Raw genomic sequence first — 22,679 nt, forward strand, 5'->3', positions numbered from 1 at the left:
TCCTCGATAATTTGTTAGTTAAAACAGTTTTAAAAAAAAGTGCCACATTATATGACAACAATTAAAGATATACAAAAATGGATTATAACACTATAAATTCAGGCATGGATGCCCTTCTTATTTTTAGAATTTTTCAGCTTTTTTCGAAGAAATATTGATTATTTTTTAATTCACCATTGAAAATGAGAAACTTTCTCACTATTATTCTTAATGATATTTTTTTAATTTATTTTCATATATTTATCTTGTCCATATTTGGAATTCTTTTATGAGTAAATTTAATCTCAACCCTCTTTCCGCTGCTTTATTTGGGGCAATTGTAACTACTACGAGTTTCGCACATGCTGAAACGACTGAATCTCAAGCTCAACAGATGGAAACCATTGTTGTTTCTGCAGCGGGCTTTGAACAAAAGATCAAGAATGCTCCTGCTTCAATCAGTGTTGTTACAAAAGCAGACATAGAAAAGAAAAATGCTTCTAGCATTGCAGATTTACTAGCTGACATTCCGGGCATTGATATTCGTGACGGTATTGGTAAAACATCCGGCTTAAACGTAAAAATGCGTGGTCTAGGTAATGACTATAGTTTGGTTTTAATTGATGGACGTCGCCAAACAACATCTTCTGACGTAACTCCAAATGGTTTCGGTGAATCATCAAATGGTTACTTACCACCCCTTGCTGCAATTGAGCGTATTGAGGTCATTCGTGGTCCTATGGCTACTCGCTATGGCTCAGAAGCAATGGGTGGTGTAATCAACATTATTACTAAAAAAGTGTCTGATACATGGACTGGTAATGTTACTGTGAGTGGTAACCTCATGGAACATAATGGGGAAGCCGACTCAGCAAAAACCAGTTTTGTTTTAAATGGCCCTCTTATAAGCGAACGATTAGGGATGCAGCTACGCGGTTCTTATTTAGACCGTCAAAAATCTGAACGTATTCCAGGTACATCTGGCCGTGACCCACGCCCAAGTGAAGCAGATAATTTTGATTTTGGTGGTAAATTATCCTTTAACTTAGATGATAAAAATAGTTTTTGGTTAGATGGCTTCCATTCAAGTCAAAACTATAAAAATGATGATAATCGACTGGGCACTCAAGACACACCGAGCCGTGCTAATGGTTATAAAGACGAACTAGAATTTAACCGTGATCAAATTTCTGCTGGACATGAGGGTAACTATAATTTTGGTAAATGGTCATCTTACGTAAGCCATACAACTACTGAAACCGTAGGCCGGACTATTCCACGAAACACATTCCCATTAAATGCATTTGCAGGTACAGATCGTACATTAGAAAACACTGACTTTGTTGCTGATACACATATCGTCATGCCTATTGCAGATCATAAAATCACAGTAGGTGCCGAATATAAAGAAGCAGAAATTGCTGACGATATTGCGGGCGTGGGTTCAAAATTCAAAAAAGACTCATTATCTTTCTACGCTGAAGATGAATGGCGCCTTTTAGATTCAGTTGCTTTAACTTTAGGTGGACGTTATGAAGATCATTCAGGTTTTGGTGGTCACTTCAGCCCACGAGCATATTTAGTTTGGAATACTAATGAAAATCTAACACTGAAAGGTGGTGTAAGTACGGGTTACAAAGCACCTTCTGCAAAAGCATTACACAATGGCGTGATTAGTGTTAGTGGTCAAGGTGCAACTTTTGGTGTCGGCTCTCCTAATCTTAAACCTGAAGAATCCACTAACTATGAATTAGGCTTTAATTACAACAAAGGTAGCTTTGACTTAACGACAACGGCATTCTTTAATAAAATTGAAGACCTGATAACTGATGGAGCTGACCTTTGGAACTGTTACTCTGAAACAAATCCAAACCAAGCAGGTTGTGTCAGCTATGGTTCCCATATTACTCAAGATAGTTTTTCACAAAGTATTAATGCCAATGAAGCAGAAACTAAGGGCGTTGAAGTTAGCTTGAAATACAGCATTATCCCTGAATGGGATATTAAAGCTGCATATACCTATATGGAAAGTGAGATCACAAAAGGTGAAAATAAAGGCTCGTACCTAAATAACGTACCCAAAAATGCTTTTAATATGACATCTACTTGGCATATTAATCCTTCACTCGATGTTTGGTTACAGCATGAGTATAAATCTGATCGTAAACGTTATAGTACAGTCCAAACTGCTGGTGATGCTGGCATCATTTATGCTGCAACTGGCAATAAGTTGAAGGGGTATAATTTATTTAACCTCGGTACAAGTTATAACCTTAACGACAATATTCGTATTAATGGTTCTGTAAATAACTTATTAGATAAAGACTTCACAAGCAATGGAACTTATATCAATAGCCAAAATGTAGAGGCATCGTACTATGACTACATGACAATAGGTTCTTCAATGGCTGGAACTTACTTAGCTGGTCGCAACTACTGGTTATCCATTTCTTATGATTTCTAACTTTTAGTACTTATAAAAGACAAAACTAAAAAACCTGCTTCGGCAGGTTTTTTTGCATCAACACTTTACGATTTATTCTTATTTAATTCACAATCATGTCTATATTTATAATCTCAATTAAACATAAAGAAACAATACATTTTATCAATAACCAATAAAAACATGGTCTTAATTAATACTTGTTATATCATTACATTAAATAGGGCTATCACGATACGATTATTTATCGCCATTTACAATTACATAAAGATGTAAGAAAAAATAAGAATCATTATTATTCGCATACAAATTCACTATTCCAAATCGGGTTCGAAATGGCCTTCATTAAAACACGTAAGAAAATTGTTTCTTCAGCAATTGCTTCTTCTCTTTCTGTTATTGCCGTTAATGCAATCGCACAAGAGCAAGTTACTCAACTTCCAACGATTAACCAAGAAGTTGCTGCTGAAAAAGCACCAAGCTTAAAAGTTGATAAATCTGCGAATGCTAAATTTGTTGCTCCCCTTCTTGATACACCAAAATCAGTATCAGTGATTTCTAAGCAACTGATTGAAGACACGCAAGTCACAACTTTAAGTGATGCTTTACGTACAGTACCTGGAATTACCCTCGGTGCTGGTGAAGGTGGCAATCCAAATGGCGACCGTCCATTTATTCGTGGTTATAACTCTGAAAGCTCAATGTATTTAGATGGTATTCGTAATTCAACCTCACAAAACCGTGAAATGTTTGCCATAGAACAAGTTGAAGTCACCAAAGGTTCTGCTTCTGCTATGGGTGGTGCAGGTACTGTTGGCGGTAGCATCAACATGATTTCTAAAGTGGCTAAAAAAGGCGACCACTTAGAAGGTACTGTTGCTGGCGGTACAGATGCTTATGCACGTGTAACACTAGATGGCAATAAAGATTTTGGCAATGGGATTGCTGCACGTGTTGCCGTTATGGGACACATGAATGAGAAAGCAGGTCAAGCTGACGGTGCTGAATACAAACGTGCAGGTATTGCCCCTAGTATTACTTTTGGCTTAGACACCCCTACTCGTGCAACTTTAAGTTATTACTATTTAAAATCGGATGACACTCCAGATTCAGGTGTTCCATATTGGGATGCTGGTTTAAGTAAACCACAGGGTAAACCTGCGGAAGTAAAACAAGGCGTTTATTATGGTTGGAAAGATCGTGACTTCCAAAAACAAGAAAACCAAGCAGGAACAATCAAGTTAGAACATGATTTAACTGACAACTTAACCCTCACAAACACTGCAATGTACAGCAAATCTAAAAATGATTATGTTTGGACAAACCCTGATGACTCCAAAGGCAATGTAGCCAATGGCAAAGTATGGCATCGTCAAAACTCTGCCATCACAGATAGCGATACCTTTACAAATCAATTAGCATTGACAGGTAAATTCGCTACAGGTGCCATTAATCACAGTTTTAATGTCGGTGCTGAATATAGCAAGCAAGAAACTGACAAAGGTGGTTATAACATCATTAACAGTAAAGATGGCAAAGTTTCCTCAACGGGGTTTTACAGCGACTGTAAAGACCTCTCAAGCAATTGGTGTACTTCTCTAAACAATCCAACTCAAAAACCATTTTTAGATCGTCTAGAAGCCCGCCAAGACTTTGATGCCACGGTTGAAAGCACTTCTGTATATTTATTAGATAGTATTGAAATCACACCACAATGGTTACTTGATCTTGGTGTGCGCTGGGACAAGTTTGAAGCTGCACAAAACTTTCGTGCTACATCTTCAGCTGCTGCATATACAGCTAACAATGATTCAGACTTCTTTACATATCAATCAGGTATAACCTTTAAACCTGTTGAAAATGGTTCAATTTATGCAAGTTATGCTACCTCTGCCAGTCCTGTTGGCTTAAATGCTGGTTGGGGAGATAACAGCGAAACCATAAATGCTAATAACCAAATGATCGATCCTGAAGAAGCACAAACTTACGAGTTGGGTACTAAATGGGACTTGTTAAATGATCGTTTGAATTTAACAGCAGCGATCTTCCGTACTGAAAAACAAAATACTCGTGTACAACTTGACCCAACAACTTATGCGAATGTAGGTGAAAGTAAAGTTGATGGTGTTGAATTAGGATTAAATGGTCAAATTACCGATAAATGGGATATTTCGGCAGGTTATACTTATCTTAATAGTGAATTAACAAAAAATGGTAAATCATGCCGTGGTTCAGGTTCAACAGCAACTTGTACAGATAATTCCATTTATAATGGCAACCAAATGCCTAATGTACCTAAACAAGCAGCAACATTATGGACTACCTATAAGATATTGCCGCAATTAACTTTGGGTGGTGGTGCAGTATATTCAGACAAAGTTTATGGTGATGTTGCAAACATCAAATGGGCTCCATCTTATGTACGCTACGATGCTATGGCGCGTTATACTGTTAACAAAAATGTGGATTTACAGTTGAATGTAAATAACCTTTCTGACAAACGTTATTTCACTAAAGCCTACGCATCTCACTATGCCACTGAAGCAGAAGGTCGCAGCGCAGTTCTGTCTGTAAACTTCAAATACTAAGAAAAAATAAATACCATAAATAATTTATAGTATTGACTCAAATAGCCTCGCTTCGAGGCTATTTTTGTATATGATCAAAACATTAATATTACAGTTCCAAAGGGTTAGGCCGTGATTCACCATATCCCAAATGTATTGAGTAAAGAACAGGTCAACTACTTCCGCACAGAAATGCAAAAAGTAGAATGGATTAATGGTCAAAAAACTACGGGCTCACTGTCTAAAAATGTAAAAAACAACCAACAGCTAGATATAGACCATCCATTAACACAGCATTTAGGTGACATTATTCTGCATGAATTGTCACAACACGCGCTTTTTACATCAGCGGCTCTCCCCCTCAATATTTTGCCGCCCTATTTTAACCGCTATGAAAATGGTGAAACGTTTGGTTTCCATGTCGACAATGCCATTCGCTGGATGCCTGACAGCAATCAAAAAATTCGTACCGATTTGTCCTGCACGATTTTTCTAAGTGAACCCGAAGAATATGAGGGTGGTGAACTTGTGGTAGAAGATACCTATGGCTACCACGAAGTGAAATTGCCTGCCGGAGATTTGATTTTGTATCCATCTACCAGTGTTCATGAAGTTACTCCTGTGTATGCAGGCTGTCGTATTGCGTCATTTTTTTGGTTGCAAAGTATGATCCGTGAAGATGCTGAGCGTCACATGTTATTTAATCTCGATCAAAGCATTCAAAATTTGCGTATGCAATTGGGTGATGCACATAGTGAAGTCGTCAAGTTGACTAGTCTGTATCACAACCTTATCCGCAAATGGGCCGAAATTTAAAGCTTAAGGTCAATAGACATGGACAAACTGACAATGACTGATCACAACATTTTAGCGCCACTCACTCAGATTCCAGCTCATTTGCAAACGATTGCAGATTATGAAGTCGAGGCTGAAAAACACCTTTCCAACATGGTATGGCAGTACTTGCAAGGCGGCTCGATGGATGAACACAGTGTCCGTGGCAATTTGTCTCAGTTTGAACAGATACAACTGCTACCACGTATGCTGAAAGATCTAACCCAAGGTCATACCCAAATCGAAATCTTAGGGCAACGTTTCCCACATCCTATTTTTGTAGCCCCGATAGGTCATCAACAACAATTTCATCCTGATGCTGAAGCTGCAACAGCCCTCGCCGCCGAAGTCCTTGGCAGCAATATGATCCTCAGCACGTTTACCAATACAGATATGCGTGAGTTAAAGCAGGACAATCCTTACAAATGGTTCCAATTGTATTGGCAAGGTGAGCGCGAAAAGTCATTATCACTGGTCAAGATGGCAGAAGAACATGCTTACACAGCGATTGTAGTCACCATTGATTCCCCGCATACAGGGATTCGTGACCGTGAACGTCGAGTGTTTTTTCATTTGCCTGAAGGCATGCAGCATCCACATACCCCTGCACATATCCCATTGCCTGAGCTCAATGATGGCGACCATCCCGTATTTAACGGTCTGATGAAAATCGCACCGACATGGGCGGATATCCTTTGGCTGAGTCAAAAAACCTCATTACCAATTATTTTAAAGGGCATTGTTAGTCCACATGATGCTGAACTTGCCCTGCAACACGGTGTACAAGGCATTATTGTGTCGAATCATGGTGGGCGCGTACTGGATGGTTGCATTCCCCCTCTCACCGCCTTAGAACTGATTAAAAATGTTGTGCCTCAGGATTTCCCAGTTTTATATGATGGTGGTATTCGTCGTGGTTCAGATGTGTTTAAAGCGATAGCCTTGGGTGCGTCTGCCGTATTAGTCGGACGTCCCTGCATTTATGGTTTAGCGACTGCGGGCGCTTTAGGCGTTGCACATGTACTCAAAATACTGAAAGAAGAATTTGAGATTACGATGGCATTGATGGGAACAGCCACCGTCGATGAGATTAATAAAGATTATATTTTTCAAAAAAGCTAATTTTATAGAAAAATATTTTCCAGTAATGGCATCTTGACGCAAAAATAGGAAATTATTTCCGGAATATATGGACTAATATTTAGTTATACATTTACGAGCTTACGGTAAAGCTAAGTCATGTGAATCTTTACAGATTTATTTCGACTTTCGGCTAAAGACTCCGAAATTAAACTTGTAAATTGCTAGAATAGACACAATCTATATAAGTAGTACCTTGCCGTTTATCCACGACATTTATCCACGGTGCTATAAGGAGTTTTCACATGATGTTGGCAGATCCAAGCAAAAAATACCGTCGCATGTACCAACGTGTAGACTTACCAGACCGTCAATGGCCAAATAACGAAATCAATAAAGCGCCGATCTGGATGAGTACCGACCTTCGTGACGGTAACCAAGCGATCTTCGAGCCAATGAACATTGAACAAAAGTTCAAAATGTTCCAAATGCTTGTGAAAATTGGTTTCAAACACATTGAAATCGGCTTCCCTTCTGCATCACAAATCGACTTCGATTTCACGCGTTTGTTGATCGAAGGCGGCCATATTCCTGATGATGTGTACATCGAAGTTTTGGTTCAAGCGCGTGATCATCTGATTCAACGCACATTTGAATCATTGCAGGGCGCAAAACGCGCAATCGTGCATATCTACAACTCAAATTCTCCAACTTTCCGCAATAAAGTGTTGAATGTTGATGTTGCTGGTGCAAAACAATTAGCGATTAATGCCGCAACGAAAGTCAAAGAATACGCTGCAAAACAGCCTGAAACTGAATTTGTATTCCAATACAGTCCAGAGTGTTTTACTGCAACAGAATTAGAAGTTGCTAAAGATGTCTGTGATGCGGTCACTGAAATTTGGGAAGCATCTCCAGAGAACAAAGTGATTTTAAACTTGCCTGCAACGGTTGAAGTTTCAGGTCCGAACGTCTATGCAGACCAAGTGGAATGGATGCACCGTAACATTCAACGCCGTGACGGTGTGATTATTTCTGTGCACTGTCATAACGACCGTGGCTGTGGTATTGCCGCTTCTGAGTTGGCCATTATGGCTGGTGCTGACCGCGTCGAAGGCTGTGTGTTTGGTAACGGTGAACGTACAGGTAACGTGGACGTTGCAGCGATTGCATTGAACATGTATACCCAAGGTGTTGCGCCAAACTTAGATTTCTCAAACATTAACGAAATCATTTCAATCATTGAAGAATGCACAGGCTTGCCGGTACACCCTCGTCATCCGTATGCTGGTGATTTGGTCTTCACCGCGTTCTCTGGCTCACACCAAGATGCCATTAAAAAAGGTTTCGAGTTCCAAAAGAACGAAGAAATGTGGGATATGCCTTATTTGCCAATCGACCCGAAAGACTTGGGCCGCGACTATGATGCCGTGATTCGTGTCAACTCACAGTCTGGTAAAGGCGGTATTGCGTACTTGTTAGAATCAAATTACAACGTGGTGTTGCCTCGTCGTATTCAAATTGAGTTCTCGCAAATCGTACAGCAAAAAACAGATGAAGACGGTACCGAGATTTCTGCGCAAGCAATCTGGTCTTTATTTAAAGACACGTATGTGGCTGCCAAAGACACGCATTATGCGGCGAAAAACTACCGCTTACATGATGAAAATGGCAAACAAGTCATTGAGCTTGATGTCGAAGTGAACGGTGAGATCCAGCAATTACGTGGTGAAGGCAACGGCCCAATCTCTGCTATCTTAAATGCCTTGCAGTTACCGATTGATGTCTTGAACTATGAAGAACGTAGCATCAGTTCAGGCGCACATGCTAAAGCCTTGGCGTTGATTGAGCTTCAAGTGAAAGGTACAGGTAAGTCTGCATTCGGCGCAGGTGTGCATGACAACATCGTGACCGCATCTATCGAGGCGATTATTGCCAGCACTAACCGTTTAATTGAACAAGGTGTTTTGAGTACTGAACAAGTGATTGCTGCTGCAGTCTAATTCAATGCTATAAATATCAAATAGCAATAAAATGACTTTAGAAGGATACCCTCAAGTGGTATCCTTTTATTATTCATACTAAAGATTTAAGGCGAATTATTCCTGTGTCTTTTCCAGCTGACTCAGTGGGCTTAGTTACCCCACAAAAGTTTATTTTTGAAGAGCCGTTAGAGCTCGAATGCGATCGCATACTCCCACGTTTTGAGCTCATGGTTGAAACTTATGGCGAACTGAATGCAGACAAATCTAATGCAATTTTGATTTGTCATGCACTGTCAGGCCATCATCATGCAGCAGGTTATCATCATGAAGATGACCGTAAACCGGGTTGGTGGGACGCATGTATTGGACCAGGCAAAGCCATTGATACGTCAAAATTCTTTGTCGTAGCATTAAATAATATTGGCGGCTGTAGCGGTTCTACTGGACCGACCTCTCCAAATCCTGAAAATGACAATCGCCCTTATGGTCCTGATTTCCCATTAGTGACTGTCCGTGACTGGGTCAAAACCCAAGCCATGTTGTCTGATCGTTTAGAAATTCAGCAGTGGTATGCGGTGATTGGCGGCTCTTTAGGCGGCATGCAAGCTCTACAATGGTCTGTGGACTATCCAGATCGTTTACAAAAGTGCGTGATTATTGCCAGTACACCAAAACTGTCTGCGCAAAACATTGCCTTTAACGAAGTGGCGCGTCAGTCGATTTTGTCTGACCCTGATTTCCATGATGGTCGCTATTTAGAAAATGATAGTTATCCTAAGCGAGGTTTGATCTTGGCCCGTATGGTCGGTCATATCACTTACCTCTCTGAAGAAGCCATGAAACAAAAATTTGGCCGTGACTTAAAGTCAGGTAAATTTATGTATGGCTTTGACGTCGAATTCCAAGTCGAAAGTTATTTGCGTTATCAAGGTGAGCAATTTAGCCGTAACTTTGATGCCAATACCTATTTGATCATGACCAAGGCTTTAGATTATTTCGATCCATCACGTGAATATGAGCAATCATTAAAAACCGCGATGTCTAAAACCAAGTGTCAATTTTTAGTTGTTTCATTTACAACGGACTGGCGTTTTACCCCTGCTCGTTCGCAAGAAATTGTAGATGCATTAATTAGTAATCATAAGCCTGTGAGCTATGTGGATATTGATGCTGAACAAGGTCATGACTCTTTCTTGTTCCCGATTCCGTTATATGTGAAAAGCTTACGTGCATTCCTAGGCGGTGTAAAACACCTGCAAGAAACACCGAAGGAGACCAACTAATGCGTATTGATCATCAACTGGCTGAACGTTGGATTAAACCAGATTCAAGCGTACTCGATTTAGGGTGTGGTGACGGTGAACTGCTTGCACATATGAGCAAAAAGCACAATATTCGTGCATATGGCTTAGAAATTGATCAAGAAAAGATTGCAATTGCGGTCAGTCGCGGGTTAAATATCATCCAACAGGACTTGAACTTAGGTTTAAGTCGCTTTGCCGACCAGTCTTTTGACTATGTGGTTATGGCACAAGCCTTGCAAGCTGTAGATGCACCAGACGTTCTTTTAAGAGACATGGTGCGTGTGGGGAAACAGGCCATTATCACCTTTCCAAACTTTGCACATTGGAAGACTCGTTCTTTCCTTGCATTAAAAGGAATGATGCCTGTTTCAGACGCGTTACCCTATATGTGGTATAACACGCCCAATATTCATTTATGTACTTTCCGTGATTTTGAAGCGCTGTGTGCTGAAAATAACATCCGGATTATTAACCGACTTGCCGTGAATGGGGATCAACAAGATAGTTTACTGAGTAAACGTCTCCCAAATCTATTTGGTGAAGTCGCAATTTATCGAGTGAGCGCTCTATGAAAAAATTATTATTAAGCACGACGCTACTGATTGGACTTTTTAGCATACAAGCCCATGCGGATTATGTTGCTCCATCATCTTCAGTTTCTAGCCAAGCTGCACAATATTCAATTATGGATATTCACAGCTTAAGTAAAGCTGCTAAAGCAGGTCAGCCTGGTGCTCAGTTTTACTTAGGCACTAAATATCAACAAGGTAAAGACGTTGCAAAAGATGAACGTCAAGCTTTTGCATGGTACAAAGCTGCTGCCGATCAAGGTTTATCTGCAGCTCAGCTCAATGTGGGTCGTATGCTCGCTGATGGCATTGGGACTAAAAAAGATGAAGCGCTTGCTCGTCAATATTTCGAAAAAGCAGCCAGCCGTGGTGATAACCGCGCAAGCTTTAACTTAGCCATGATGGAAGAGCAAAAGAAAAACTACATGGGTGCATACCAATGGTATGAGCTTTCTACTCGTGATGGCATGCTCGACAACAAAGTGATTAGCTTGTCTGAAGGTAAGAAAACCGCTTTGGCAGCCAACTTAAGCCAAGACCAAATTCGTCAAGCACGTGACCGTGCAGACAAATGGATTCAAGCGCAATAAGTTTTTTGAATCTTAAAAAGCACCTTCGGGTGCTTTTTTATTGCCTGTCAGCCACAGCATCTTGTTAAAATAGCCTCAAATCTTGTTTTATGGTGAATATTCACATGGCTTCAACTGATTGGTTATCTCAAGGCACTTTGGTGCTTGCAAGTAATAACAAAGGCAAAATTGCAGAATTTGAAAAAATGTTTGCCGAGCTTAATCTTCCTGTTGAAGTGATTCCACAAGGTCAGTTGAACATTGAAGATGCCATCGAAGACGGTCTAAGCTTTGTTGAAAATGCCATTATCAAAGCGCGTCACGCATCGAAAATTTCAGGCAAGCCAGCCATTGCAGATGATTCTGGCATTTGCGTTCCTGTACTCGGTGGCGCACCAGGGATTTACTCTGCGCGCTATGCAGGTGAACATGGCAATGATGCCGCTAACAATGCCAAGTTGCTTGCTGACCTCAAACCACTCCGTAAAGAGGGTGAAGCCATCGAAGGGATGTTTGTATGTGTCTTGGCTTTGGTCCAACATGCAGAAGACCCACTCCCACAAATTTTCCAAGGGATTTGGCGCGGTGAAGTGATGGAAGCAGCACGCGGTGAAAATGGCTTTGGCTATGACCCACTGTTTTGGCTGCCTGAACTAAACGTTTCTAGTGCTGAATTATCAAAAGAAGAAAAAAATAAAATCAGCCATCGTGGTCAGGCGATGAAATTATTTAAAGCAAGTTTGAAATAATTTGAATTGGAGTTAATCTTAATGCCAAAGATTAACTCCAATCCCTGAATAAAAATAGAATAATTATGGCACTTCAACCGATACAGATCATATGCAACGCTTGCCATCACACTTCAACTGAAATCCCAACACGCTCATTTCTTGGTTTTCAAAAAATAAGCTGCCCTCATTGCCATGCGCAACTAACCTACCCGCTCACCTCAGGCTTTCGTACCACTTACGCTATTTTTGCAGTGGTGATCGTGCTGTCGATCATGCTTAATCTGTCGCAAGGTCAGGTTGGATTTCCAGGCCTGATAGGTATCGCAATGATATACGCCCTCGTGCGTGATTGGCAGATTCGAAAACAGCTCAAGTAGTCGCCCTATGCGGGCATCTATAATTCACTTTTCATTTTAAAGCGAAAAAAGATGCAAAATTAACCCATATATACTAACGACGATGCAGCTCATAATCGTACCTGAAGCAATATAACGTGCCGAAGTGCCTGTTCCTTGATAATGCGTTTCTAAAGCCACAATATTGGCTGCAGGGGGTAAGCAGAACAGCATGAACATCACCCCAATATATTTCTCGATCTGGGGAATCGGAAGAAAGGCATAACTCAAACCACAGATCACCGCGCCAACGGTGAGTTTCATCGCATAAATACGACTACTGTTCATCAGATCACGCCACTGTACCTTAGTTTGGCGCAGCCACATGCCTAAGACACACATTCCTGTGAAACTCATTCCAATTTTTGCAGCCTGATACAGCCAATCTAAGATCTGATGTTCTTCTAAATGTTGTAATCCAACTATTCGACAGACACCTGCAATCATCAAGGCAAATACAGGCGGTGACATCGCCACTTTTTGAATCACGCTCGACCATGGTAGTTGGGCTGAACTGACGGCTGTAACAGCCCACATATTGCCAAAGATAGAACCACCGACATACAAAGCCACCATCGCTGCACTAATTTCAGGGCCGAACAATGCTAATGCAAAAGGAAAACCCAGCCAAGCCAAGTTCAAATAACTGACACACAAGGCACGTAAACTATCTTTTAACAGCCAGCGAAATAAATAAAACATCAGCACGGCAACACTAAAGCTAAAGAGCATCAGCGCTAAACTGCCTGCTTGATAGAACACCATGTTGTAGATGATTACGGCTGGAATAAAACAGCGTGCAAGTAAGCTAGAAAAAATCGATTTGAGCGATGCGGTTCCTGATAATGATGCCAATCCGAGGCCACTTAAAAAACCCAATATCGGAAGAAGAAACGCCACTACACCACCCTCACTGCTCAATCCATGCATAGTAACACTGAACATAAGCTTCGCGGCTGTCTTTAAACTGCAACATCTTGGTCACTTCACTGTCATCTACAACTGCTGAAATGTTGTGCAAACCAACAAGAGGATAACAAGATGGCTGGACTATCGATTTGGCATGTACTGATTTTTGCAATTGTGGTGATTTTACTCTTTGGTACCTCTAAGCTAAAAAACTTGGGTAAAGATGTCGGCGGCGCGGTCAAAGATTTCAAAAAATCGATGCGTGATGAAGACGCAGCAAATACGCAGCTTAATGAGCCTCGCACGCTAGAGCATGAAGCTCAAAATAAAACCAATTCCTCAGTTCAAAGCTAAGGGGTTGTCATAATGCTTAATATTGGTATTAGCGAATTACTGGTGTTCAGCATTATTGCGCTGATCGTACTCGGCCCAGAAAAACTGCCTGAAGGTATCCGCTTTGCAGGTAAATGGTACGGGAAAGTTAAACGACTGATCAGTAACGTGCAAACAGATATTGATCGTGAGCTTCGCATGTCCGAACTTCGTGAAGAAATGCAAAAAGAAATGCAACGTATTCAACAGCTCGAAGCGCGTATGCAAGCGCAGATGAATGAATTACAACAAACGCAACACCCCATAGAACAGACTGCGCAAAAACAACAAGAAGCCGTCCTACCTGACAATAAAAATTTATCCCCACGTTATCAGTACATCGTACGTGGTCAGAGCACGATCTTTGCCGTGGCTACACCCCAAATGAAAAAAAAGCACGAGATTAAAACAGACCAAGCTCCTACATTAAGTTCGACCGATGCATTAGCAGAATATCAGGTGGCCGTATGACAGATCTTTCACTGAATAATTCACAGAACACTGTGCCTGATTTGGAAGAAATGCCAATCACCAAACATTTGGTGATTTTGCGTCGGCATTTGATCAAAATTACAGGACTCATTTTGATTCTGTTCTTTTGTTTATTGCCCTTTGCCAATCAAAGCTATCAATTGATGTCAGAGCCTCTGCGTGCGCAGTTGCCGATGACCTCATCCATGATCGCAACGGATGTGACCGCCACGTTTATGGCGCCGTTTAAGCTGAATTTCTTTGTCGCGCTAATGCTCGCGATGCCCTTCGTGATTTATCAACTTTGGGCCTTCATCAAACCTGCACTGTATGAAAAAGAGCGGTATTTAGCGATGCCCTTATTATTCGGCAGCATCGTCCTCTTCTATGTCGGTATTGCCTTTGCCTATTGGGTTGCCCTGCCGTCCATCCTACATTTTTTTATGAGTGTTTCGCCTGAAACGGTCGCCCCGATGACGGACATCAATAGTTATTTAAGTTTTTGCTTAAAGCTTTTTTTGGTGTTTGGATTGACCTTTGAAATTCCGATCATCACATTAATTTTGATTTTGATCGGGGTGGTGTCTACTCAAACCTTGGTGGAGAAGCGTCGTTTTATTATCGTTGGCTGTTTTTTTGTCGCCATGTTTGCCACGCCACCCGATGCGCTTTCGATGATCATGCTGGCCATTCCCATGTGGATGCTCTTTGAGCTGGGTTTATTCTTTGGCAAGCTGATTGAAAAACGACGTGCATCTACAACTTAAGTAGACTGATGTTTCGACAATTTTGGTGAGTTTTACACCTAAGAGGCTGAGATAGCCTCTTTTTTTATGCGCCCATTTAATGTTTTGCAATTTTCATGCAGCGAAATCTAAACGCCTATTTCATCAGTTTGCAACATTAGCTTCAAAGCATTGTCATATTTTATCTATAGTTTTATGTGATCAACTTTTACCCAGCACACCTTTGCCAGGATTTAAATTCATGACAAACATGCCATATAACGAAGATCAAGAACTTGATAACAACACTTCGGATAACCTTCATTTTCGTGACATTTTAGAACAGCGCATCAGCCGTCGTAGCTTGATTACCAAGACTGCGAGTGGTGCCGTCGCACTTGCATTGGCATCTTCATTAACGGGGTGTAATGATGACAATGACTCAGGTTCAAATAGCAATACCAAACCACCAGTTACCGATCCAAATCAAAAACCGACCAAATTCAATTTCACACCAGTGAAAAAGAATTTAGACGATATCGTGACCGTTCCTGAAGGCTATCAAGCGCATGTGCTATATGCGATGGGTGACTCGATTAACCCTGCATACCCAGCATGGGATGATAACAATGTTCCTTCTGGCCCGAGCTTCCAATTCCGCTCTGGTGACTGCCATGACGGTATGAGCTTCTTTGGTTTAAATATCACCTCTGGACGTTATGATGCCAAACAGTCTGACCAAGGTTTGTTGGTGATGAACCATGAATACATCAATCCAACCTTCTTACACCCACAAGGCCCAACCAAAGTAGATGACCGTCGCCCTGAAGATGAAGTTATCCGTGAAGTCAATGCACACGGTGTTTCTGTGATTCAAATTGAAAAAGACAGCAAGACTCAAGCCGTTAAACTGGTACAAAACTCTCCATTTAACCGTCGTATTACCGCATCGACCGTAATGGACTTTAAAGGCCCTGTTGCAGGCTCAAGCTTAGTCAGTACGAAGTTTTCAGCCAATGGTCAACAAACCCGTGGTACACACAACAACTGTGGTAATGGTTATACCCCTTGGGGCACTTACCTGACGACAGAAGAAAACTTCATTGGTTACTTCGCTCGTGCGAAAGCAGATGATGCCAAACGTAGTCCTGCTGAAATTGTGGCACTCAACCGTTATGGCCTAAAAGCGGGTGCAAACTCACGCTATGGTTGGGAAACGGCGATTGGAAGTAATGAGTCACAAGATTTATATGACCGTTGGTCAGCGAATGTTACCGGTACTCAGGCAGCAGAAGATTATCGTAATGGTCCAAACACCTTTGGTTGGATTGTCGAAATCGACCCATTTGACCGTCGTGAAAACCCCGTAAAACGTACAGCACTGGGTCGCTTTGCACATGAAGACTGCCGTGCAAGTCGCTTACGTGAAGATGACAACCTTGCGTTTTACATGGGCGATGACTCGCGCGGTGAATACATCTATAAATTTGTATCAGACCAAAAATGGAATAAAAAAGATGTCAACGGTGGCTATGCCGCGGGCGACAAATACATGAACAACGGTAAGTTATACGTTGCCAAATTTAACAACGACGGCAAAGGTCAATGGATTGAATTGAGCTATAACGTCAATGGTTTAAACCAAAGCAACAGCGTGTATCCGTTTAGCTCACAAGCAGATGTTCTGACCTTCGCACGTCTTGCCGCAGATGCTGTCGGTGCTACCAAAATGGACCGCCCTGAATGGGTCGCTGTGCATCCAGACAATGGTGAAGTCTATGTGACCCTCACCAATAACTCGAACCGTGGTACGACGCATGCACTAGATGCTGCCAACCCTCGTAACTACACCGACCCTGAAGGTGGTAAAGGCAATGTCAACGGTCATATTATCCGTTTCCGTGAAGATGGTGATACAACCACAGCACTCAGCTTTACTTGGGATATTTACCTGTTTGGTGCTGAAGCAAAAATGGCGAGCAACATTAACTTATCTGGTCTAAATGACAATAATGACTTGTCATCACCTGATGGGATGTGGTTCGACCCACGTGGTGTGTTATGGATTCAAACCGATGACGGTGCTTATACCGATACCACCAACTGTATGATGCTTGCTGCACTTCCAGGTCAAGTCGGTGATGGCACAAAAGCTACGACCTCATCGGGTCAAGAAACCATTGTGGGTGCAAAACTGAATGATGAAAACTTACGTCGCTTCCTGACTGGACCTAAAGAATGTGAAATCACAGGTGTGACGATGACACCTGACTACAAAGCGATTTTTATCAATGTGCAACATCCCGGCGAAGATTCAGCATCCTATGCTGAACCGACCAGCCACTGGCCTGCATCACAAACCAATGCTGCAGCGACCTCACGCCCACGTTCTGCAACCGTTGTCATCACCCGTAAAAATGGTGGTGTGATAGCTGGCGAAGCGGTAGAACAAGCTCAGCCAACGCAAAAAACCGCATAAAAAAACTCTAAAAAATAAGCCGACGAATCGTCGGCTTTTTTATTGCTTTAAATGCACTTCTATCTGTGTGATCTGTCCTTGTTGCTCACCCTGCTGCTGTTTTTCTTGCCATTGCCACTGTGAATCCCGCATACACAATAAATTTGAACAACGTGTGCCATACACCGGACTTTGAATAAAGGTTGAAGACAACAAATGTTCCATTTCCGCCTGAATCCCAGTATTGGGTAACAGCGCTGGAATGATTTTACGTTCATCTTCCAAAATATCCCACGCAGCGGCATCTATGTCCGCCTGTGGTTGCTGGCTTTGTAGCATCGGCAAAAATTCTTGCGTGAAACGTTTACGTAAATGTCGGGTCTTTTCCCAATGTTCAGTCATTAAACCATTAGACGTGACATACACCCCTTTGGCTAAGACTTGTGGCGCTTCACCGCGATTACTCATATAAACGGCTTGAGTGGCGTCGCCAACGAATAAATTAAAGCCGGCATAATTACATTGGACTTGTTCAAGTGCTTGCGCAAACCGAATGGGTGTTTGCTCTGATTCTAAAAATTGCTGAATCAAAGCGCCGCGTGAAGTGGGATATGTAGTCTGATCACGGCCATCACGAAAATTGGTCACAATCGCCCAACGCCCTTGAGCGGTTATCCCCATCCATGTTCCACCAGACTGTAAGTCCTGCCCTGCAATAATCGGACTATCTACCCATTGCTTTAGGCCTGTCGTCGGTCGATGATAAAACTCATCACGATTCGAAATCAGGCAGAGTGGCATGTCATCCAAGACCTGCCAAGCAAAAGCCACAATGCACATATTCAATTCTCAATATCTTTACACATTGAATGTACAACATTTTTCAGCGCATTCAGCTAAAATCTGTGCAAAACATAATGACAAGGAACAGCAATGCTGACATATCCAAATATCGACCCTGTGGCGATATCACTGGGGCCACTACAAGTTCACTGGTATGGTCTGATGTATTTATTGGCCTTTTTATTTGCATGGGGCTTGGCAACCTACCGTGCAAAACAACGTGACGGCTGGAACGCAGAAATGGTCTCTGACCTGATTTTCTACGGTGCATTGGGTGTCGTGATTGGTGGACGCTTTGGCTACGTCTTCTTTTATGGTTTCGATCAATTCCTTGCCAACCCACTGTGGCTATTCCAAGTTTGGACAGGTGGCATGAGCTTCCATGGCGGTTTCCTTGGGGTCATGATTGCCATGTTACTGTGGTGCAAGAAATATAAAATGACCTGGTTCCAGACCCTCGACTTTATTGCACCCTGCGTTCCGACAGGCTTGATGTTTGGTCGTATTGGTAACTTTATTGGTGGCGAACTGTATGGTCGTGCAGTGACCGATCCTAATTTTGCTTTCGGCATGATCTTCCCGACCGATCCACTTCAGTTGGTGCGCCATCCGTCGCAACTCTATCAAGCCCTCTGTGAAGGTTTAATTCTGTTTATCGTGCTGTGGTGGTTTAGTTCAAAACCTCGTCCACGTTATGCCGTTTCAGCCTTGTTCCTCATCGGATATGGAATCGCACGCTTCACCGTTGAATTCTTCCGTGAGCCGGACAATGGTCAACTGTTCATCGGATGGATGAGTAAAGGTCAGTTCCTGACAGTTCCGATGATTCTGATTGGACTATGGATGATGTGGTATGCCTACCAGAAAAAAATCTATGACTGGGGTCCACAAAAAAATCATTAATATTTTATAATTGTCTTTAAGCAAGCGAGGTCTAAGCCTCGCTTTTTTATGCGCTGAAATTTATCCCTTCATACGTATTTACTGCACATGAAGTGACTGAATTAGACAACTGATCTGTGCTAAAGTTTATTCAGCTTATTTTTAAACTATCGATCCATGCTTGAATTTTGGTTTAACCCCAGCGTTTCTGTACTTAAAAAAATCTTGTTTTTTATTGCGATGGTCGTACTGACCAGTGTTCTGTATTGGATGGAACCCCTAACACTTCAAGCCATTCTAATGTTCATGGGTACAGGCGTCATTTTCCTGATTTGTCGTTATTGCAAGATTCATTTTGCAGCAAAAAACCCAACAGGTTTGCTCTATCGTTTATTGACCTGGATACCGATTGCACTGCTGTTAGCATTGGTTTTTATCAACATGAATAAGGGTGAAATTTTGATTCCGGGTGCTCAAGGCATTGGCTTTATGGCTTTGGCGATCTGCCTGCTCTCCCCGATTTCTCTACTGAATAAAAACGAGAAAACTTCACCCCAAGGTAAAGTTTAAATGCTGACGTTTTGGTACTCTGAGTGCTGTAACCGACAAATCAAGCTCTTCATTTGTATCAGTACCTGTGTGCTTATTTTTCTATGCGCTGAACAAAAACAACTTGATCCCCGCTTTGCGGGCATAAGTTTAGCCATTGGTTTGATGATTGATCTGCTTTATAAGCTCAGACAAGACAAACTAAAAACACTGTCTCCGTCATTAAAATGGGGTTTGGCTAGTTTGCCAATTTTATGTTTAGTGTGCTTAATTTATTTTCTACCCAATGAGCAACGCTGGATTTTAGCGCTGCAATGTATGGGCTTTGCGGCAATTGGATTATTTATCGTCTCGATCTACAGTCAGCGTGCAAAAAGGTTTGAAGACTAACCTTTTTGCAGCCATGGGCTGTTAATCCGCTAAGCGGTAATAGCTGTATTTCACATTTGGAGTTCGATAGACCGCATAACCCGCTTGACGATAATCAGACACCCAATCCTTACCTGAATATGCTGCGATATGACCATAACGGCTACTTTGATTGCGGTCGATAATATAAATATCGCCTTTCTTTGGTCGATCAAACGCTAAATTAATTTTTTGATAACCAATTTTTTGTAATGTGCTACCCCAATCTGCTGCGGCAACGGGATGACCATTAAAACGTGCCCCAGCGGACTCAAGTGCTAGACGAACACTGCGGGCACATTTCTGAGTACTGCTTTGACGGGTAATGCCTTGTAAAAATCCAGTCAAACGATCGATATCAATACGCTGACCATTGCGGGATACCACATTTTTAGTCGCTGCTTTTTGAGTGGTATTGGACTTGCCCGTATTTTTACTCGCCTGAGAACGAATTATGATATTTGCCTGAACTGGAGCATGCACTTCACTCAAGTTTACATTGTGATCATAAGCCATTCTTTAACCCACACTCCCGCCTATATTTAGGCATTCAAAAATTTTAACGAGGGTGATAGTACCGCGTAAATCATGTTTTTTCATGTAAAAAATTTAAGATTTCTTAAACAAATCTTCACAATTAAATACGACCGTCTATTTTTAATTCAAATAGATTTATTTTTGATATCAAACTTTTAATCAAAAATAGTTGTTCAAAATCACCTCTTCATAATGAGAAAAATCACGTTTATTTTTTAATCAAACTTATCTGTATTTTTTTTCACCGCTGCGAATGGAACATCGCTTAATAAGTAAACAATAAAGTTTAAGTCTTCTAAGCTCATGCTTGATTTAACAGACATATTGTCTCGTTAACGCTTGATGTAGTTGTTATGAATAGACGTCTTCAACTCAGAAAATCCAGCGCTTGTTGCCTGCAAAATTTTCTCATCACCAAATAAACACCGTATGTTTTGGATTTTTTAAACCTGACTATATTCAAGCGCCCATCACAGTTCCTTCCACACGCAAAACAAGCTAATATGTGCCACAAGAAATTTAGCAAATTATGAGAGAGACATGCGCCAGTATTTAGACCTTTTACAACACATTCTCGACAACGGCGGCGACAAGGGCGACCGTACGGGTACGGGAACACGTTCTGTATTTGGTCATCAGATGCGCTTCGATCTTTCTCAAGGTTTCCCTTTACTGACCACCAAGAAAGTTCATTTCCGCTCTATCGTGATTGAACTGTTGTGGTTCCTTAAAGGCGATACCAATGTTCAATATTTGCAAGACAACAAAGTCTCGATTTGGGATGAATGGTCTACAGCAGAACAAACTGCTCGTTTTGGTCGTCCTGCCGGTGAATTAGGTCCTGTTTATGGTCATCAATGGCGTAATTTCGGGGCGACCAAAAAAGCCGATGGCCTATATGAACAAGATGGTTTTGACCAAATCAAATGGTTGGTCAATGAAATCAAAACCAATCCTAACTCTCGTCGTCTAATCGTGTCTGGTTGGAACCCAAATGAGGCAGGTAATGTTGCATTGCCACCATGCCATACCTTGTTTCAATTTTTTGTTCAAAACGGAAAATTATCTTGCCAATTATATCAACGTAGTGCTGACGTTTTCCTAGGTGTGCCGTTTAACATTGCCAGCTATGCCCTGTTAACACACATGATTGCACAAGTTTGTGGTCTTGGTGTGGGCGACTTCGTTTGGACCGGTGGGGATACACATTTGTATGCCAACCATTTCGAACAAGCGCAGTTGCAACTGACACGTGAACCAATGGGTCTGTGCCAATTAAAACTCAATCCTGAAATCACCGATCTTTTCGATTTTAAATTTGAAGATATTGAAATTGTAGGTTATGAATCACATCCTGCAATTAAAGCCCCTGTTGCTGTTTAATTTTTATATTAAATTACAAATAGTTAAAATCAATATTAACAATTGATTTTACCTTAAAAAAGACAGAAGCTATTTAATTTAAGATTTTATAGTTACAATATCCAAATTCAGCTTTTTAATAAGCCGAATTTGGATATTGCTTTTTTTATGGTTTGGATTTTAACGTTATGACTTTCCAAAATTTAGAGGTTGTGCATGTTGTTGCAATGGATAACCAACGTTGTATTGGGAAAGATAACGATCTTCCTTGGCATATTTCTGCCGATTTAAAGCACTTTAAAGAAATCACTCAAGGTGGAGTGATTATATTAGGTCGTAAGAATTTTGACTCAATTGGTCGCCCACTTCCTAAGCGTGTCAATTGGGTTGTAACGCGTAATCTCGATTGGTCTTTTGAAGGTGTTAAAGTAGCTCATTCAATTGAAGAAGCCTTAAAAAACTCTATGGACGATGTTAAATCTTCAGAAAAGCCAAATACTATTTTTATTATTGGCGGTGGAGAAATTTTTCAACAAACCATTAATATCACCGATCGTCTAGAATTAACACACATCGATTTAAATGTTGATGGAGACATTTTCTATCCTGAAATTCCTGCGGACTTTCAAAAAGTGGCATCAGAACAACACATCGACGACAAAACTGGGATTGCTTTTGAGTTCGCAACTTACCGAAAATAAAGAAAA

General features: G+C 41.4%; 22 protein-coding genes. 19 read left to right on the top strand and 3 right to left on the bottom strand.

What is annotated here, in order from left to right; translation table 11 throughout:
* Window positions 1–268 precede the first annotated feature (268 nt).
* The 10 genes from FTT88_RS09575 (at window position 269) to FTT88_RS09620 (ending at window position 12,438) form a co-directional block, all read left to right on the top strand.
* Window positions 269–2,443 carry a TonB-dependent receptor domain-containing protein gene (locus FTT88_RS09575; RefSeq protein WP_180004551.1) on the top strand — a complete coding sequence of 725 codons (2,175 nt, stop codon included), beginning with the start codon at window positions 269–271 and terminating at the stop codon, window positions 2,441–2,443.
* A 314-nt stretch (window positions 2,444–2,757) separates the two neighbouring features.
* Window positions 2,758–5,010 (top strand): TonB-dependent siderophore receptor, encoded by a 2,253-nt coding sequence (locus FTT88_RS09580; protein WP_180004552.1) that lies wholly within the window; start codon window positions 2,758–2,760, stop codon window positions 5,008–5,010.
* A 111-nt stretch (window positions 5,011–5,121) separates the two neighbouring features.
* Window positions 5,122–5,805: a Fe2+-dependent dioxygenase gene (locus tag FTT88_RS09585; protein ID WP_180004553.1), complete on the top strand. Its 684-nt coding sequence runs from the start codon at window positions 5,122–5,124 to the stop codon at window positions 5,803–5,805.
* Window positions 5,806–5,838: 33 nt separating this feature from the next.
* Complete coding sequence (locus FTT88_RS09590) at window positions 5,839–6,945, top strand: alpha-hydroxy acid oxidase (protein ID WP_180004554.1); 1,107 nt, start codon at window positions 5,839–5,841, stop codon at window positions 6,943–6,945.
* 263 nt (window positions 6,946–7,208) lie between these two features.
* Window positions 7,209–8,906: a 2-isopropylmalate synthase gene (leuA, locus tag FTT88_RS09595; protein ID WP_111884051.1), complete on the top strand. Its 1,698-nt coding sequence runs from the start codon at window positions 7,209–7,211 to the stop codon at window positions 8,904–8,906.
* A 104-nt stretch (window positions 8,907–9,010) separates the two neighbouring features.
* On the top strand, window positions 9,011–10,171 hold the full coding sequence (locus FTT88_RS09600) for a homoserine O-acetyltransferase (protein ID WP_168377871.1): 1,161 nt from the start codon (window positions 9,011–9,013) through the stop codon (window positions 10,169–10,171).
* The gene (gene metW / locus FTT88_RS09605; protein ID WP_067763682.1) at window positions 10,171–10,764 is read left to right on the top strand and encodes a methionine biosynthesis protein MetW; all 594 of its coding nucleotides are present in this window, start codon (window positions 10,171–10,173) and stop codon (window positions 10,762–10,764) included. The genes FTT88_RS09600 and metW overlap by 1 nt, the downstream gene beginning before the upstream one ends.
* The gene (locus FTT88_RS09610; protein WP_078189669.1) at window positions 10,761–11,351 is read left to right on the top strand and encodes a tetratricopeptide repeat protein; all 591 of its coding nucleotides are present in this window, start codon (window positions 10,761–10,763) and stop codon (window positions 11,349–11,351) included. The genes metW and FTT88_RS09610 overlap by 4 nt, the downstream gene beginning before the upstream one ends.
* A 104-nt stretch (window positions 11,352–11,455) precedes the next feature.
* The gene (gene rdgB, locus FTT88_RS09615) at window positions 11,456–12,079 is read left to right on the top strand and encodes an RdgB/HAM1 family non-canonical purine NTP pyrophosphatase (RefSeq protein ID WP_078192870.1); all 624 of its coding nucleotides are present in this window, start codon (window positions 11,456–11,458) and stop codon (window positions 12,077–12,079) included.
* Between the two features lie 65 nt (window positions 12,080–12,144).
* Window positions 12,145–12,438, top strand: a complete 294-nt coding sequence (locus FTT88_RS09620) for a hypothetical protein (RefSeq protein WP_180004555.1) — start codon at window positions 12,145–12,147, stop codon at window positions 12,436–12,438.
* A gap of 36 nt (window positions 12,439–12,474) precedes the next feature.
* On the opposite strand, the gene FTT88_RS09625 is transcribed toward FTT88_RS09620, so the two are convergent.
* Window positions 12,475–13,356 carry a permease gene (locus FTT88_RS09625; protein WP_180004574.1) on the bottom strand — a complete coding sequence of 294 codons (882 nt, stop codon included), beginning with the start codon at window positions 13,354–13,356 and terminating at the stop codon, window positions 12,475–12,477.
* Window positions 13,357–13,497: 141 nt separating this feature from the next.
* On the opposite strand from FTT88_RS09625, the gene tatA reads away from it, so the two are divergent.
* The 4 genes from tatA to FTT88_RS09645 all read left to right on the top strand — a co-directional run bounded on the left by tatA (window position 13,498) and on the right by FTT88_RS09645 (window position 17,412).
* On the top strand, window positions 13,498–13,719 hold the full coding sequence (tatA, locus tag FTT88_RS09630; RefSeq protein ID WP_078189673.1) for a Sec-independent protein translocase subunit TatA: 222 nt from the start codon (window positions 13,498–13,500) through the stop codon (window positions 13,717–13,719).
* A 12-nt stretch (window positions 13,720–13,731) separates the two neighbouring features.
* Window positions 13,732–14,208: a Sec-independent protein translocase protein TatB gene (tatB, locus tag FTT88_RS09635; RefSeq protein WP_180004556.1), complete on the top strand. Its 477-nt coding sequence runs from the start codon at window positions 13,732–13,734 to the stop codon at window positions 14,206–14,208.
* The gene (gene tatC / locus FTT88_RS09640) at window positions 14,205–14,975 is read left to right on the top strand and encodes a twin-arginine translocase subunit TatC (protein ID WP_180004557.1); all 771 of its coding nucleotides are present in this window, start codon (window positions 14,205–14,207) and stop codon (window positions 14,973–14,975) included. Before tatB ends, tatC begins: the two co-directional genes overlap by 4 nt.
* A 220-nt stretch (window positions 14,976–15,195) precedes the next feature.
* Entirely contained in the window at window positions 15,196–17,412 is a 2,217-nt protein-coding gene (locus tag FTT88_RS09645) for a PhoX family phosphatase (protein ID WP_180004558.1), read from the top strand.
* A gap of 39 nt (window positions 17,413–17,451) precedes the next feature.
* On the opposite strand, the gene FTT88_RS09650 is transcribed toward FTT88_RS09645, so the two are convergent.
* Window positions 17,452–18,231, bottom strand: coding sequence for an NRDE family protein (locus FTT88_RS09650; protein WP_180004559.1), 780 nt, complete (start codon window positions 18,229–18,231; stop codon window positions 17,452–17,454).
* A gap of 93 nt (window positions 18,232–18,324) precedes the next feature.
* On the opposite strand from FTT88_RS09650, the gene lgt reads away from it, so the two are divergent.
* The 3 genes from lgt (at window position 18,325) to FTT88_RS09665 (ending at window position 20,055) form a co-directional block, all read left to right on the top strand.
* On the top strand, window positions 18,325–19,137 hold the full coding sequence (gene lgt / locus FTT88_RS09655) for a prolipoprotein diacylglyceryl transferase (RefSeq protein WP_078189677.1): 813 nt from the start codon (window positions 18,325–18,327) through the stop codon (window positions 19,135–19,137).
* A gap of 156 nt (window positions 19,138–19,293) precedes the next feature.
* Window positions 19,294–19,686, top strand: a complete 393-nt coding sequence (locus FTT88_RS09660; protein ID WP_180004560.1) for a hypothetical protein — start codon at window positions 19,294–19,296, stop codon at window positions 19,684–19,686.
* Between the two features lie 69 nt (window positions 19,687–19,755).
* Window positions 19,756–20,055, top strand: coding sequence for a hypothetical protein (locus FTT88_RS09665; RefSeq protein WP_373683054.1), 300 nt, complete (start codon window positions 19,756–19,758; stop codon window positions 20,053–20,055).
* A 21-nt stretch (window positions 20,056–20,076) separates the two neighbouring features.
* Here the strand turns inward: FTT88_RS09665 and FTT88_RS09670 are convergent, their stop codons facing one another.
* A complete protein-coding gene (locus FTT88_RS09670; protein ID WP_078189680.1) occupies window positions 20,077–20,589 on the bottom strand; it encodes a peptidoglycan amidohydrolase family protein in 513 nt (170 codons plus the stop codon).
* Window positions 20,590–21,150: 561 nt separating this feature from the next.
* Here FTT88_RS09670 and thyA point away from each other — a divergent pair.
* Entirely contained in the window at window positions 21,151–21,993 is an 843-nt protein-coding gene (gene thyA, locus FTT88_RS09675; protein ID WP_078189681.1) for a thymidylate synthase, read from the top strand.
* Between the two features lie 167 nt (window positions 21,994–22,160).
* Window positions 22,161–22,673, top strand: coding sequence for a dihydrofolate reductase (locus FTT88_RS09680; RefSeq protein ID WP_180004562.1), 513 nt, complete (start codon window positions 22,161–22,163; stop codon window positions 22,671–22,673).
* The last annotated feature ends 6 nt before the right edge of the window (window positions 22,674–22,679 follow it).

The sequence above is a fragment of the Acinetobacter sp. YH01024 genome, from assembly GCF_013420195.1.
Taxonomy (GTDB): Bacteria; Pseudomonadota; Gammaproteobacteria; order Pseudomonadales; family Moraxellaceae; genus Acinetobacter; species Acinetobacter amyesii.